Below are 13,519 nucleotides of genomic sequence, written 5' to 3'. Positions count from 1 at the left end.
GACCATGTCCGAATTCGCGCGCCTTCAGTCCCTGACAGAGCAGCTTCTGGCGGCCGCGCGCCGGGCCGGGGCGGATCAGGCCGATGCCGTGGCGGTCGAGGCCGCGGCGGTTTCGGTCGACGTGCGGGCGGGCAAACTGGAACACGCCGAACGCGCCGAGGGTGTCGAGATCGGGCTGCGCGTGCTGCTGGGCGGACGCCAGGCCTGCGTCTCGGCCTCGGACCGGTCCGAGCGGACCATCGGCGACATGGCCCAGCGCGCAGTCGCGATGGCGCGCGAAGCGCCGGTCGATGACACGCTGGGCCTTGCCGAGCCGGACGAGCTGACCCGCGACACCGACAGCACGCGGCTGGACCTGTTCGACCACGGCCCCGAACCCGAACCCGCCTTTCTGCAGGACGCCGCCTTGCGGGCCGAAGCCGCGGCGCTGGCCGTGGACGGCATCTCCAAGATCGAGGCCGCCGGTGCCTCTTTCTCGCATCGCAGGATGTGGATTTCGGCGACGAACGGCTTTTCCGCCGGTGTCGCCCGCAGCGGGCATGGCCTGTCGGCGATCGCGATCACGGGCGAAGGCACGGGGATGGAGCGTGACTGGGCCGGGGAAAGCCGGGTCCACGGATCCGACATGCCCTCGCCCGAGGATATCGGGCGGCAAGCGGGGGAACGCACGGTCGAACGGCGGGGCGCGCGCAAGCCTCCGACCGGCGCGTTTCCGATCCTTTACGACGAACGCATCGCCTCGGGCCTGATCGGACATCTGGTCTCGGCCGCGAATGGCGCGGCCGTTGCGCGCGGCGCGAGCTGGCTGCGCGATGCCCTGGGCGAAGCGGTCCTGCCGCCGGGCTTCGACCTGATCGAAGAACCGCATCTGCCGCGCATGGGCGGATCGCGCATCTTCGACGCCGAGGGGCTGGCCACCGCCCCGCGTGCCATCGTCCGCGACGGTGTCCTGCAGGGCTGGACGCTTGACCTTGCGACCGGGCGCAAGCTGGGCATGCCATCAACCGCGAACGCAATGCGTGGCGCGGGCAGCCCGCCTTCGCCCGGCATCACCAACTTGGTGCTGACACCCGGAGAGAAAAGCCGCGAAGACCTGATCCGGGACATGGGTCGCGGCCTTCTGGTGACGTCGATGCTGGGTGCCTCGATCAACTCGACAACCGGAGATTACTCGCGCGGGGCCAGCGGCTTCTGGGTCGAGAATGGCCAGATCACCCATGCTGTGAACGAATGCACCATCGCGGGCAACCTGCGCGACATGCTGATGCGCCTGACCGCCGCCAATGACGTCCGCGACTGGCGCGCCTCCCGGGTGCCCAGTCTGCTGATCGAAGGGATGACCGTTGCCGGCGAGTGACCTGGACCTGCTGACCGATGCCGCGCGCGAGGCAGGGGAAATCGCCCTGCGGTTCTGGCGCAAGGATCCCCAGGCTTGGGAGAAAAGCGACGGCGCCGGCCCCGTCAGCGAGGCCGACCTCGCCGTCAATGCGCATCTGGAACAGGTGCTGCGCGCAGCCCGGCCGCATTACGGCTGGCTCAGCGAGGAATCCGCGGACGAACCCGCCCGGCTGGACGCCGAACATTGCTTCATCCTGGACCCGATCGACGGGACCCGTGCCTTCCTGGCCGGGCAGGACGGGTTTTCGCATTCGCTGGCCATCGCCACCGGGAACCGGATCACGGCGGCGGTGGTCCATCTGCCTGCGCGCGGCCTGACCTATCTGGCCCATTCCGAAGGACCGGCCCTGCTGAACGGCAAACCGATGACCCCGGCAGACAGCGCGCTGGACGGGGCGCGCGTGCTGACAGGGAAACCCAGCCTCGACCCGGTGTTCTGGCGCGGAGTGGTTCCGCCGGTGCGGCGGGAATTCCGCCCCTCGCTCGCATGGCGGCTGTGCCTGGTGGCGCAGGGCCAGTTCAACGCCGCGTTGTCGACACGGGCCGCGTGGGAATGGGACATCGCCGCGGGCAGCCTGATCGCCGAGCGCGCGGGCTGCCTTGCGACAGAGCTTTCGGGGCGCCCGTTGCGGTTCAACACTGCCCGTGCGCTGTGCGACGGCCTGGTCGTCGCGCCACCCGGCCTGCACCGCCAGATGATCGCGGGGCTCGGCCCGGCTGGCTCGGCTTGATGACCTGCCGGGGCGCGGCTATGAATGGGCGACCGCAGATGACAGGGTTCCGCGCATGAGCCGCATTCCTCCCGCGACCCGCGACCGGCTCGCGGACGAAATCACCTTTCATCCCGCGACCGCCGAGGCGCGCCTGCTGCGTGAAGCGCTGGGGCGCTTTGCCACCGGCGTCACGGTAGTCACCGCCACGGGCGATGCCGGTCCGATGGGCATGACGGTGAACAGCTTCACCAGCGTCTCGCTGGAACCGCCGCTACTGCTGTGGTGCCCGGCCAAAGCCTCGGCCCGGCACGAAGGTTTCGTGCACGCGCCCTTCTGGTCGGTGCATATCCTGGGGGCCGAACAGCTTGACACCTGCCTGCGCTTCACGCGTGGCGGGCTTCAGTTCCAGGGCCTTCCCCACGGGCTGAGTGAACAGGGCGTGCCGCTGATCCCCGGTGCCGCCGCGCGGTTCGATTGCCAAAGCCACGCCGCCCATGATGCGGGCGACCACACGGTGATGATCGGCCGCGTCCTGCGGGTCACGGTCGCCGGACCCGGCGATCACCCGCTGGTCTTTGCTGCGGGCCGCTTTGGCCAGTTCGACCCGGCGGCGGGCTGACCCCTCAGCTGCCGTCCAGAGGCGGCAGCGGTTGCGAGAAGATGTCGTCGATCCGCCCCGGCGCCGCTTGCGAAGTGCGCAGCGAATTTCCCGCCCCGCTCAAGGTCGCGATCTGGCGCGCAAGCTGCGCGATGGCCTGCGACTGCGCCCGCGCGATGGTCGCGGGACCCGCCTTGTCGCCCTGCACGCCCATCGGGACCGAAATGTCGAAGCTGCGCGCATGGTTCGCGCCACCAGCCGCAGAGTCTGCAACGTAATAGCGCCCGCTCAGCCGGAAGCTGCCATCGGACTGGGCCAGAGCCTTTTCCACCCGGACCTCGACGGTGCGGCGCGGGGGCTCGGCCAGCGGCCAGGGCTCGGCGATGACCGTCGCGCCCGACATGTCCGAAATCGCCCGCGCCAGCGTCAGCGTAAAGGCGCGCTGCGGCTGGTCCGCCCAAAGCTGGCGCGTGTTCGAACGCACCGCTCCATCGCCACCCTGCCAGCTGACCTCACCCGCCGAGGCGTATTCGGGCAGCGACACATCCCTCAGCTCGGCGGTGCCAAGGCGGTTGGGCAACCGCTCGCCCGAAGCCGGCGGGTCGATCAGGTAGCGGGCGGTCTTTTCGCCATTCGAGCAGCCGGCCAGCGCGGCCAGCAGTGCAGAGGCGATCAAAAGGTGGCGCATCTTATCGTCCCAGAATGAAGGCTTGTGGATTGCGTTCGATGGTGCGGGCCAGGTTGGCGAAGGAATTGGCCGCGCGCCGCATCTCGCGCATCAAATTGATCGTCTCGGTGTTGAAGGCGGAGCGGTCGCCATAGGCCGCAATCACGCTCTCCGCCCGCGCTGCCAGCGATTCCAGCCGCGCGGTCAGCTGCGGAAGCTGCCGGGCGGTGTCCGAGATGCTGTCCGCCGCCAGCTTGGCGGAACTCAGCGCCTCGTTCAGACTGCCGGCGGCATTGCCGTCGCGCAGGTCATTGAGAAGCCCCGATGCCGCCTCGAGCGTGTCGGACAGGTTGCGCGGCAGCTGCGCGGCGTCCTCCGAGCCGATCATGGCGCGGACATCCTTCAGGATTCCCTGCGCCTCGGTGGAAAGGGCGGCGAAATCGACTTCGGCCACCGAGGTCGCGGCCTTGTCGATTTCCTCGACCATGGCGGGGACATCGGCAGCGGCCAGCTTGACCGCCTCGGCCGCGGCCGAAGCCTCGTCGATCATCTTTCGAAGCTGACCCGCCGCGCCGGATTCGCGCAGCTCGGTCGCGATCTGGCGCATCTCGCCGCTGGTGGTCCGGGCGTCGTCCAGCGTGCCGCGCAGGGCGCCCGGAATGGCCCGTGTGTCTTCGCTGCTGGCCAGCGAGGTGATCGAGTTCATCATGTCGGTGACGGATTTCAGCGCCTCCTCGATCGGCAGGTTGCCAACCCGCGACAGGAAGCCCTGCGCCGTTTCCGAGAAGTCCGAGATCTCGCCCGGCGCGGTCGGGATGACCGGATTTGGCTTGGCATCGCGGTTCAGTTCCGCGGGCGCGCTGTCGGACAGCGAGACCAGTTCGACCTCAAGCGAGGTGCCAAAGAACCCGGCGCTGGCGATGCGCGCGCGAAGCCCGTTGCCCACCTGCTCGGCCACGAAGTCCAGTGCGCGTTCGCGCGTCACATCGCCGGACAGGCCCAGCCGTTCGGGCGTGATGGCCAGCGTCACCTCTTGCTGAATCCGTTCACCGTTCGGGCCGTCGACGGTGCGCGACGCAAGGTCGGTGACGCGTCCGACCGTCAGGCCCATGTACTGGACATTCGCGCCCGTCTCGAGCCCCTTGACGGATTCGTCGATCAGCATGGTCAGGCGCAGGACGTTGGCCGCGTCAATGAACAGGTTCTCACGTGCCGAGGCCTCGCTGGGTTGCAGCGCGAAGACATGGCCATTCTCGACAGGCTCACCGCCTGATGTCAGCGTCGCGAATTCGGCCCCGCCCTGCAGCAACGAGGCCAGCGAGTTCACGTTGACCGCCAGACCTTGCGCCCCGAACGAGATCGAAAACCCCGACGTATCCCAGAATACCGTGTTGCTGGTCAGCCGCGCGTCATGCGGGGCGGCGACGAAGACATCGGCCAGCACGCCTTCGTTGTTCTCGGCCAGCCGCAGGTTCTGCATCCGCCCAACCTGCAAGCCGCGGAAGGTGACGGGAGCGCCGTCGGTCATGCCCCGCGACCGCTCGGCCGACAGCACGATCCAGGTTCCCTTGGCGCCAAAGCTGGTCAAGGGCGGCTTTTCCAGGCCTTGGAATTCGGTCTGCTGCTCATCGGCCTGTCCGTCCCAATAACCTTCGATGAAGGATCCGGTCAGAACGGTGTCCAGGCGCGAAATTCCCTGCGCCGAGACCTGTGGCCGCACGATCCAGAACTGGGACTGGCTGTCGATGAAGCGGGCCAGATCCTTGTCGACACGGATATTCACCTCGACCTGTTGCAGATCCGAGGTGAAACGGACGGATTCGACCTTGCCCACCGTGATTTCGCGGAACTTCAGCGCGGTTTCGCCGGGCGTGATCCCGGTCGCATCCTTGAAGTTCACCGATATCAGCGTGCCGCGGCTGGCGATGGCGTTCCAACCCACCCCCAGGGTCACGATCAGCGCGATGATCGGAACCAGCCAGATCAGCGACGATCCTGCACGCACGGCGCGGGCCGCGGTCTTGCGCACAGGCTCGGCCGGTTTCAGCGCCGGGCCAGGCTCGGCGGGCGGGGGTGTGTCGGTCATAGGTGGTCTTGGTCCTTGCGGCTTCGCAGCGGCAGCCCCCGCCAGATCAGTCTTGGGTCAAAGCTTTGCGCAGAAAGCATTGTGAAAGCAACAGACAGCGCAAAGGCGACCGCCGCCGGTCCGGGATGGATCGAGGCGACAAATCCCAGCTGGACCAGTGCCGAGAGGATCGCCACGACGAAGACGTCGATCATCGACCAGCGCCCGATGAATTCGACCACCTCGTAGAGAACAAGGCGGCGATGCGCGTCATGAACCGTGGCGGGGCGCCCCGCGACAAGGGCAAGCCAGGCGATCGAGATGAACTTGCCGATGGGCACGATGATCGAGGCGGTAAAGACAACGGCGGCGACGAACCAGTTGCCGTAATGCAGCAGTTCCAGGACGCCGCCGAAGATCGTGGATTCACTGTTTCCCGCCAGCCCTCCAAAGGTCGAGGTCCGCAGCATCGGGAACAGGTTCGCGGGGATATAGAAGATGAAGCCCGCGATCAGCCAGGCCCAGACCCCATTCAGCGAACGTCGATCGGGCGGCACCAGCCCCGCGCCGCAGCGGTGGCAGGTTTCCTCGGCCGCGGGCCAGACACGACCGCAGCCGCGGCATCCGATCAGCCCCGCGCGATGCGCCGTCAGGATCGGCGCGTCATGTTCGGCATTGTGGTCATGGCCGGGATTCGTCGGGCTGTCGTTCATTCCGGCCGCTCCCTCAGCAGTTCGCGCCCGTCGGTATGCGCCCCGCCATCCTCGATCGCGTCCCAGATCGTGGTGGCGCTGGTAAAGACGTTGCTGGCCGCGTTGACCAGGATCAGCGCGCAGAAGGCCCAGAAGGCCGGCCCGAAGCTGATGGTCGCAAGCCCGCCGACCTTGACCAGGGCAAGCGTGGTCCCGATCACGAAGATCTCGGCCATCGACCACGGCCGCAGCGTTTCGGACAGGCGAAAGGCCCCCACGGCATGGGCGCGGGGGGGCCGCCCGCGCGACAGCGGCAGCAGGGTATAAACCAGCAGGCAGGCCCGCAGCACCGGCAGGCCGACGATTGCCCCCAGCAGCCCCACCGTCAGCGGGATCAGCGGCCCGTGCGAGAAGGCCAGTGCCACGTCGAAAAGCGATGTCTCGTTCCCGAACCCCGAACGCGAGATGCGCAGGAACGGAAAGAACACCGCCGCCAGCATCAGGACGATGGTGGTGAACGACAGGGCGATGATCCGGGTGAAGGCCCCGGCGCGCGGGCTGGCCAGAACCGCGTTGCACCGCACGCAGCGGGCGGTTTCCCCGGCATGAAGGTCATGTTCCACATGAAGCGCGTCGCAACGCGGACAGGCAATCAGCCCGCGTCCGCTTGTCAGGTCATATGTGCCTTCGATCTGCATCAGCCCAGAATAGGGGATGCCCCGCGCCTTGCAAGGCGCAGCGGGCACCGCCCCGAATGCGCGGCATTTGATCCGTTAACCCGATCTTAGGCCCCGCGCGCCTAGACCAACAGGGAACAGCGGCAAGGGACTGGCCATGGCAGAACGCGGCGCGCCCATCATCATCCGGAAGATCCGCGCCCGCAGCGGCAGCGGCGGCGGCCATCACGGCGGGGCCTGGAAGGTCGCCTATGCCGATTTCGTCACGGCGATGATGGCCTTCTTCCTGCTGATGTGGCTGCTGAACGCGACCACGGAAAAGCAGCGTCAGGGTCTGGCCGAGTATTTCAACCCCACCATCGTGCAATCGACCAAGGGCGGCGCTCATGGTCCCTTTGGCGGCGACCTGCAGGATGCAGATGCCAATTCGGGCAAGGGCATCGGCTCATCCCGCGACATCAAGGGCGGAAACCCGAACGAGACCGCTTTCGACGCGATGGCCCGTCACGTCCAGGACGAGCTGACCGGGCGCGGCGCGGAATCCATGCAGCGCCAGAACCTGCTGAAACATGTCGTCACCCGGATGACGGACGAAGGGCTGGTCATCGAGCTGACCGACCTGCTGGACGAGCCGCTTTTTATCGATGACAGTGCCCAGCCCAGTCCCGCCCTGCGCGACCTGGCCGGGATCCTGTCCGGTGTCCTGGGCCGCGTCCGCAACCAGCTGGCGATCTCGGGCCATGTCCGGTCCTATCCCGAATTGCTGATCCACTCTCCGGTCTGGGCGCTGTCGGATGCCCGCGCTCATGCCGTGCGCAACCTTCTGGAAGGTGCGGGGACCGAGGCGCGGCGGATCCAGCGTGTCACCGCGCTGGCGGACCGGCGCAACCGTTCGGTCAATCCGATGGATCCCGAGAACAACCGCATCGAAGTGATTTTACTCAGATGACGCACCACTTTTCCCGGCGATTAGGGCGATCTTAACCCGCCGCCGGACAGACTGAACCAGTTCGACTCAGACAGGATGATCCAGAATGTCGATTTCCTCCGCCCTCGCTGCCGGCGTGTCCGGCCTGTCCGCAAACTCGGCCCGGCTGGCGGGCATCTCGGACAATATCGCCAACTCCAGCACCTATGGCTATCGCCGCGTCACGACAGAATTCGAAAGCGTCGTGATCGGCAATTCGAATGGTGGCGGACAATATTCGGCGGGGGGCGTGTTGTCGCAATCCAGCCGCGTGGTCGATCAGCGCGGCAGCCTGGTCGGGACGAGCAATCCCCTCGACATCGCGATCACCGGTCGCGGGATGCTGCCGGTCATGAACCTGTCCGAGCTGGACGGGCTTCAGACCGGGAACGTGCCGCTGTCCCTGACGCGCACCGGCGCATTCCGCACCGATGCCGAAGGGATCCTGCGCACGTCCTCGGGACTGGTGCTGCTGGGTTGGCCCGCGAACCGCGACGGCACCATCCCGACGATGGCGCGCGATTCCACCGCCGGGCTGCAACCGATCGTCCTGAACGTGAACGACACCTATGCCGAGCCGACGACCCGGATCAGCGTCGGCTTCAACCTTCCCGCCGAGGCGACGGTGGGCGGAAGCGCGGGAACAACCTCTTCAACCTCGATCGAATATTACGACAACCTTGGCGCCTCGCGTTCCCTGACGATGAGCTTCGTGCCGACGGTCGGTGCCTCGGGTACCGGGCGGTCCAACAGCTGGACGATGGAGGTGCGAGATTCCGCGACTTTCGACGACCCGGCGACCCCGGCCGACGAATCGCTGGTCGCGTCCTATACGCTGGATTTCAACGACGCCCCCGGCGGCCCCCTGGGGGCGGTAACGACACTCAGTGGCGGCGCCTATGACCCCGCCACGGGCGAACTGACCGTCAACGCCGCGCATGGCCCGATCACCATCAATATCGGAGCGCCAGGTGGCACCGGCGGGCTGACCCAGATCAGCGCCGATTTCTCACCCACCAACATCACCAAGAACGGCACCGCGGCGGGGGTGCTGACGGCAGTGGAAATCGACGAGAACGGCTATCTGCACGGCACCTATGACAGCGGGGTGACCCGCATCCTGTACCAGGTCCCGCTTGTCGATGTGCCCAACCCGAACGGCCTGACCGCGCTGGACAACCAGACCTACAAGATCTCGAAGGATTCGGGCGCGTTCTTTCTGTGGAATGCGGGGGACGGTCCGACCGGCTCGGTCGCCGGATATGCGCGCGAAAGCTCGACCACCGATGTCGCGTCCGAACTGACCGACCTGATCCAGACCCAGCGCGCCTATTCCTCGAATGCCAAGATCATCCAGACCGTCGACGAGATGCTGCAGGAGACGACCAACATCAAGCGCTGACTACCGCCGGACTGACACAGGAGCAACGGCATGAGCCTTTCATCGGCGATCTCGAACGCCCTTTCCGGCCTCGCCGCGACATCGCGCGGGACCGAGGTCGTCTCGACCAATATCTCGAACAAATCCGTTTCGGGTTATGCCCGGCGAGAGCTGGAGCTGTCCTCGCGCCTTTACGCGGCAAATGGCGGGGGCGTGGCCATCGACGGCGTCCAGCGCATGGTCAATGCGGGGCTTCTGGCCGAAAGCCGGCTGGCGCTGGCCCGTGCCACCGGGTCGGAAACGCTGGCGACATTCCATGCCAGCGTCGAGGCCAACTTCGGCACTGCGGATGACGCATCCTCGCTGACAAGCCATCTGACCGCCTTTGACGCGGCCATCGCGGCGGCGACATCTCGACCGGACAGCGACGTGCGGCTTCAGGATGTGCTGGACAGCGCGCGCAACCTGGCCGCCAAGATCGGCGACGTGTCTCAGGGTATCGAGGACGCCCGGACCGGCGCTGAAAAGGCGATCGCCTCGGATGTGGACAAGCTGAACACCGCACTGGAACGCGTCGCGGCGCTGAACCGGCAGATCACCGTGACCAGCTCGCAGGGCGGCGATCCGTCGTCGCTGATGGATGCGCGACAGGCGGCCATCGACGAGATCAGCAGCATCGTTCCCCTGGTCGAGGTCACGCGAGAAAACGGCCGCGTCGCGCTGTTCACCAAGGGGGGCGCGACCCTGCTGGACGGGACGACCCCGGCGCAGATCGGTTTCGCGGCGGCCGGGCGCGTCACCGCCGACATGAGCGTCGAGAACGGCGCGCTTGGGACGTTGACGATCAACGGCAAGGCGCTTTCGCAAAGCGAGATGGCGGTCCTTGACGGCGGTTCGATCGGGGCGAATTTCCAGATCCGCGACCAGCTTGCCCCGGAATACCAGAAGCAGATCGATGGCTTCGCGCGCGAACTCTATGACCGCTTTGCCGATCCGGCGGTCGATGCGACACTGGGCGGGGGCCACGGTCTGTTCAGCGACCTGCAGGCGGATCTGGACCCAGCGAACGAAACGGGGTTTGCCGGGCGGATTGCGGTTTCGGACACCTATGACCCCGACCGGGGCGGCGAATTGTGGCGGCTTCGCGCCGGGCAAAACGCGGCGGGTCCGGGCGACCTTGGCGAAAGCGGCCTGTTGCTGCGCATGTCGACGGCGCTGTCGGAAAACCGCGCCCCAGCTTCGGCCGCGATGTCGACCACGCCCCGCACCATGCTGACGCTGGCCACGGACATCGTGTCGCGCGCCTCGACCTTCCGGCTGGGAAGCGAGGCGACGGCCCTGCAGGACAAGACCCATTCCGACACCCTGCGCACGACCTTGCTGGCCGAGGGCGTCGATACCGACAGCGAGATGGAGGGGCTGCTGTCCCTGGAACGCGCCTATGCCTCGAACGCAAAGGTGCTTCAGACCGTCAACGACATGCTCGACCAGATCCTGAGGCTGTGATGACCAATTTCAATTCGATCAGCGACCTTTCGCGTGCCTTCCAGATGCGCCTTGGCCAGTCCTCGCTGAAGGCGCGGGTGGCGACCCTGTCCGAGGAATCCGCGACCGGCGTCAAGGCCGACATTCCCAAGGCGCTGGGGGGCGACCTTGGCCGGATCACCCAGATCGAATCCCGGCTGACGCTGCTGGATACGCATGCCCGCAACCTGGCCGAGGCGCAAAGTTTTCTGGGCGCCGCGCAATCCGGGCTGGAAAACATCCAGTCGCGCGCCAGCGCCACCGGCACCGTGCTGCTGTCGGATGCGCTGGTGTCGTCCGAAGCCTCGCTGAATGTCTATCTGAACAAGGCGCCGGGCGACCTGCGGGCGGTCATCGACTCCCTGAACTCGGCGGTCGCGGGGCGCTATGTCTTTGCCGGAAGCCGGACCGAGCAGGCGCCGGTCGTCGGCTATGATGCGATGATGGCGCAGATTTCGGCTGCCGTCGGCGGCGCGACCACGGCGGCTGACATCCTGGCCGGCATCGACGCCTATTTCGATGCCCCCGCGGGGGGCGGCGGATTTGCCGACACCGGCTATCTTGGCAATGACACGGGCAATGCCGCCATCGCCATCAGCCCCGAGACACGGATAGCGCCGCCGATCACCGCCAGTTCGCAGGATTTGCGGGCCGCGCTGAAAGGGTTCGCGATCATGGCCTATGCCGCGGAAGCCGGCGGCCTGGACCACAGCACCCGGCGCGAACTGTCCCGCGCGGCGGGCGGGTTTCTGGTGCAGGGAGAGATGGACCTGACCGAGGCCCGCACATTGACCGGCGTCGGCGAGGAGAAGGTCGCGCAGGCCATCACCTCGAACCAGGCCGAACGCTCGGCGCTGCAGGTCGCGCGCAATGGCCTGATCGCCGCCGATCCCTATGAGACCGCGACCGCCCTGCAGGAGGCCGAGGCCCAGATCGAGACGCTTTACGCGATTACCGCGCGGCTGTCGAAGCTCAGCCTGGCGGATTATCTGTGATGCGGCTCGCCTGGCTTCTGATCGGGCTTCTGGTTTGGGCCGGCGCTGCCGGGGCCGCGCCCGTGCGCATCAAGGATCTGGCCAATGTGGACGGGGTGCGCGGGAACGACCTGGTCGGCTATGGTCTGGTCGTCGGGCTGAGCGGGTCGGGCGACAGCCTGCGCAATGCCCCCTTCACCGAGGAGATCATGTCCAGCCTGCTGGAGCGGTTGGGCGTCAACGTCACCGAGGATGCCTTTCGCCCCAAGAACGTGGCCGCAGTGATCGTCACCGCCACCCTGCCCCCCTTCGCCCGTGCGGGATCGCAGATCGACGTCAACGTCGCCGCGATCGGGGACGCGAAAAGCCTGCTGGGCGGCACGCTGGTCATGACACCCCTGAACGCCGCCGATGGCGAGATCTATGCCGTCGCGCAAGGTTCGGTTCTGGCCGGAGGCGCCGAGGCAAGCGGAGAGGCAGCCTCGGTCGTCCAGGGCGTGCCGACGACGGGAACCGTGCCGTCCGGCGCGCGCGTTGAACGCGAGGTGGCCTTCGACTTTTCGCAGATGACCAGCCTGCGCCTTGCGCTGCGCAACCCGGATTTCACCACCGCCGCGCGGGTCGAGGCGGCGATCAACCGCAACCTGGGCAGCGGACTGGCGAACCTTCTGGATTCCGGCACCATCGAGATCGACTCCACCGTGCTGGGCAAGGTCAATCCGGCGCGCCTGATCGGCCAGATCGAAAACATCACCGTCGAGCCGGAAATCGCGGCGCGCGTGGTCATCGACCATCGCTCGGGCACGATCGTGATGGGAGAGGACGTGCGCATTTCACATGTCGCGGTGTCTCAGGGGAACCTGACGCTGCGGGTGCGCGAAGCCCCCATTGTCTCGCAACCCAATCCCTTTGCGCCGGGGGACACCGTCGTCGTGCCGCGCAGCCAGGCCGAGATCACCCAGGAACCGGGAATCGGCTTCGCCGAGGTCAGCGGGGAATCGTCCCTGTCCGAGGTCGTCGCCGGACTGAACGCCCTTGGCGTCCGCCCGCGCGACATGATTGACATCCTGAAGGCGGTCCATGCCGCAGGCGCGCTTCACGCCGAATTCATCGTCAACTAGCGCCGATCGATGCCGGGTTCCGGGGCGGTTCATTCACCGCCCCGAACTGGCCCGTTCAGGCGGATTTCGCGCGCTGCGCGATCGTGGCCTCGGACCACCACAGCAGATCGTCCAGCGTCGCTTTCAGCGAGGGCTGCAGGACGCCGTCGACCTCGGACATCTCGCCATTCGCGCCCAGGGGCGAGACCTTGAAGAACTCGGTGCCGCCCAGATGCACGCCGCTGCGGACCGGGACCATCTGAAGCTCGATCGCGATGGTGCGCAGATGCTCGGCCGCGCGCGCACCGCCCAGAGAGCCATAGGCCATGATGGCGGCGGGCTTGCGGTTCCATTCCTTGTAGGCCTGGTCCAGCGCGTTCTTGAGCGAGCCGGGGATCGAGCGGTTATATTCCGAGGTCAGGAAAAGATACCCGTCGAACTCTGCCAGCTTCTGCTGCCATTTCACGGCCCGGGGATCCTGCGAGGGAACCCAGGCGTTCGACGCCACCTCGTTGAAGAACGGCAGGTCGTAGTCCCGAAGATCGACCAGTTCGAAAGTCATGTCCTCGCGTTTCGAGACATTCTCGAACAGCCAGGCCGCGGGCTTGTCGGCGAATCGCGTCGCGCGGGTCGAACCGATGATGACGGCGATATGCGGTTTCTTCATCTTCCCAATCCTCTTTTCCTGAGCATGGTTCATGGCAGGTCAACCACTTCCGGGGTGGAGATTGCTGCGGGTGCCGCGTTTCGGCAAGTCGCCACG

The 13,519-nt window shown here is 66.8% G+C and carries 13 protein-coding genes; 8 read left to right on the top strand and 5 right to left on the bottom strand.

Going from position 1 to position 13,519, the window contains the following annotated elements:
* Positions 1 to 4 precede the first annotated feature (4 nt).
* Genes RM190_RS14645 through RM190_RS14635 form a run of 3 tightly spaced genes read left to right on the top strand, consistent with a single transcriptional unit; the run spans position 5 to position 2,730 of the window.
* On the top strand, positions 5 to 1,357 hold the full coding sequence (locus tag RM190_RS14645; RefSeq protein ID WP_311760202.1) for a TldD/PmbA family protein: 1,353 nt from the start codon (positions 5 to 7) through the stop codon (positions 1,355 to 1,357).
* Positions 1,344 to 2,129, top strand: a complete 786-nt coding sequence (locus tag RM190_RS14640) for an inositol monophosphatase family protein (protein ID WP_311760201.1) — start codon at positions 1,344 to 1,346, stop codon at positions 2,127 to 2,129. The genes RM190_RS14645 and RM190_RS14640 overlap by 14 nt, the downstream gene beginning before the upstream one ends.
* Positions 2,130 to 2,184: 55 nt before the next feature.
* Positions 2,185 to 2,730 (top strand): flavin reductase family protein, encoded by a 546-nt coding sequence (locus RM190_RS14635; RefSeq protein ID WP_311760200.1) that lies wholly within the window; start codon positions 2,185 to 2,187, stop codon positions 2,728 to 2,730.
* Positions 2,731 to 2,734: 4 nt separating this feature from the next.
* Here the strand turns inward: RM190_RS14635 and RM190_RS14630 are convergent, their stop codons facing one another.
* From RM190_RS14630 to RM190_RS14615, 4 genes are read right to left on the bottom strand one after another with little or no spacing between them, the layout of a single operon-like run.
* A complete protein-coding gene (locus RM190_RS14630) occupies positions 2,735 to 3,397 on the bottom strand; it encodes a PqiC family protein (protein WP_311760199.1) in 663 nt (220 codons plus the stop codon).
* Between the two features lies 1 nt (position 3,398).
* Positions 3,399 to 5,462: a PqiB family protein gene (locus RM190_RS14625; protein WP_311760198.1), complete on the bottom strand. Its 2,064-nt coding sequence runs from the start codon at positions 5,460 to 5,462 to the stop codon at positions 3,399 to 3,401.
* The gene (locus RM190_RS14620; protein ID WP_311760197.1) at positions 5,459 to 6,154 is read right to left on the bottom strand and encodes a paraquat-inducible protein A; all 696 of its coding nucleotides are present in this window, start codon (positions 6,152 to 6,154) and stop codon (positions 5,459 to 5,461) included. Before RM190_RS14620 ends, RM190_RS14625 begins: the two co-directional genes overlap by 4 nt.
* Positions 6,151 to 6,831, bottom strand: a complete 681-nt coding sequence (locus RM190_RS14615) for a paraquat-inducible protein A (RefSeq protein ID WP_311760196.1) — start codon at positions 6,829 to 6,831, stop codon at positions 6,151 to 6,153. The genes RM190_RS14620 and RM190_RS14615 overlap by 4 nt, the downstream gene beginning before the upstream one ends.
* A gap of 136 nt (positions 6,832 to 6,967) precedes the next feature.
* On the opposite strand from RM190_RS14615, the gene RM190_RS14610 reads away from it, so the two are divergent.
* From RM190_RS14610 to RM190_RS14590, 5 genes are all read left to right on the top strand, one after another.
* Positions 6,968 to 7,759 (top strand): flagellar motor protein MotB, encoded by a 792-nt coding sequence (locus RM190_RS14610; protein ID WP_311760195.1) that lies wholly within the window; start codon positions 6,968 to 6,970, stop codon positions 7,757 to 7,759.
* Between the two features lie 85 nt (positions 7,760 to 7,844).
* On the top strand, positions 7,845 to 9,179 hold the full coding sequence (locus tag RM190_RS14605) for a flagellar hook protein FlgE (RefSeq protein WP_311760194.1): 1,335 nt from the start codon (positions 7,845 to 7,847) through the stop codon (positions 9,177 to 9,179).
* Positions 9,180 to 9,209: 30 nt separating this feature from the next.
* Positions 9,210 to 10,664 carry a flagellar hook-associated protein FlgK gene (gene flgK / locus RM190_RS14600; RefSeq protein WP_311760193.1) on the top strand — a complete coding sequence of 485 codons (1,455 nt, stop codon included), beginning with the start codon at positions 9,210 to 9,212 and terminating at the stop codon, positions 10,662 to 10,664.
* A complete protein-coding gene (locus tag RM190_RS14595; RefSeq protein WP_311760192.1) occupies positions 10,664 to 11,677 on the top strand; it encodes a flagellin in 1,014 nt (337 codons plus the stop codon). The genes flgK and RM190_RS14595 overlap by 1 nt, the downstream gene beginning before the upstream one ends.
* Entirely contained in the window at positions 11,677 to 12,777 is a 1,101-nt protein-coding gene (locus tag RM190_RS14590) for a flagellar basal body P-ring protein FlgI (RefSeq protein WP_311760191.1), read from the top strand. Before RM190_RS14595 ends, RM190_RS14590 begins: the two co-directional genes overlap by 1 nt.
* 55 nt (positions 12,778 to 12,832) lie before the next feature.
* Here the strand turns inward: RM190_RS14590 and RM190_RS14585 are convergent, their stop codons facing one another.
* Positions 12,833 to 13,423: an NADPH-dependent FMN reductase gene (locus tag RM190_RS14585; protein WP_311760190.1), complete on the bottom strand. Its 591-nt coding sequence runs from the start codon at positions 13,421 to 13,423 to the stop codon at positions 12,833 to 12,835.
* Positions 13,424 to 13,519 lie beyond the last annotated feature (96 nt).

Origin of the sequence: Paracoccus broussonetiae (assembly GCF_031854425.1) — a bacterium.
GTDB classification, from domain to species: Bacteria; Pseudomonadota; Alphaproteobacteria; order Rhodobacterales; family Rhodobacteraceae; genus Paracoccus; species Paracoccus broussonetiae.
Note: the sequence above shows the minus strand (reverse complement) of the source record. Positions and strands in the feature narration are given on the sequence as shown.

Excerpts from the sequence above, each read along its gene's own strand:
- RM190_RS14615 (WP_311760196.1), bottom strand. The coding sequence starts at position 6,831 with ATGCAGATCGAAGGCACATATGACCTGACAAGCGGACGCGGGCTGATT.
- RM190_RS14620 (WP_311760197.1), bottom strand. The coding sequence starts at position 6,154 with ATGAACGACAGCCCGACGAATCCCGGCCATGACCACAATGCCGAACAT.
- RM190_RS14585 (WP_311760190.1), bottom strand. The coding sequence starts at position 13,423 with ATGAAGAAACCGCATATCGCCGTCATCATCGGTTCGACCCGCGCGACG.
- RM190_RS14630 (WP_311760199.1), bottom strand. The coding sequence starts at position 3,397 with ATGCGCCACCTTTTGATCGCCTCTGCACTGCTGGCCGCGCTGGCCGGC.
- RM190_RS14645 (WP_311760202.1), top strand. The coding sequence starts at position 5 with ATGTCCGAATTCGCGCGCCTTCAGTCCCTGACAGAGCAGCTTCTGGCG.
- RM190_RS14590 (WP_311760191.1), top strand. The coding sequence starts at position 11,677 with ATGCGGCTCGCCTGGCTTCTGATCGGGCTTCTGGTTTGGGCCGGCGCT.
- flgK (WP_311760193.1), top strand. The coding sequence starts at position 9,210 with ATGAGCCTTTCATCGGCGATCTCGAACGCCCTTTCCGGCCTCGCCGCG.
- RM190_RS14625 (WP_311760198.1), bottom strand. The coding sequence starts at position 5,462 with ATGACCGACACACCCCCGCCCGCCGAGCCTGGCCCGGCGCTGAAACCG.
- RM190_RS14610 (WP_311760195.1), top strand. The coding sequence starts at position 6,968 with ATGGCAGAACGCGGCGCGCCCATCATCATCCGGAAGATCCGCGCCCGC.
- RM190_RS14635 (WP_311760200.1), top strand. The coding sequence starts at position 2,185 with ATGAGCCGCATTCCTCCCGCGACCCGCGACCGGCTCGCGGACGAAATC.
- RM190_RS14595 (WP_311760192.1), top strand. The coding sequence starts at position 10,664 with ATGACCAATTTCAATTCGATCAGCGACCTTTCGCGTGCCTTCCAGATG.
- RM190_RS14605 (WP_311760194.1), top strand. The coding sequence starts at position 7,845 with ATGTCGATTTCCTCCGCCCTCGCTGCCGGCGTGTCCGGCCTGTCCGCA.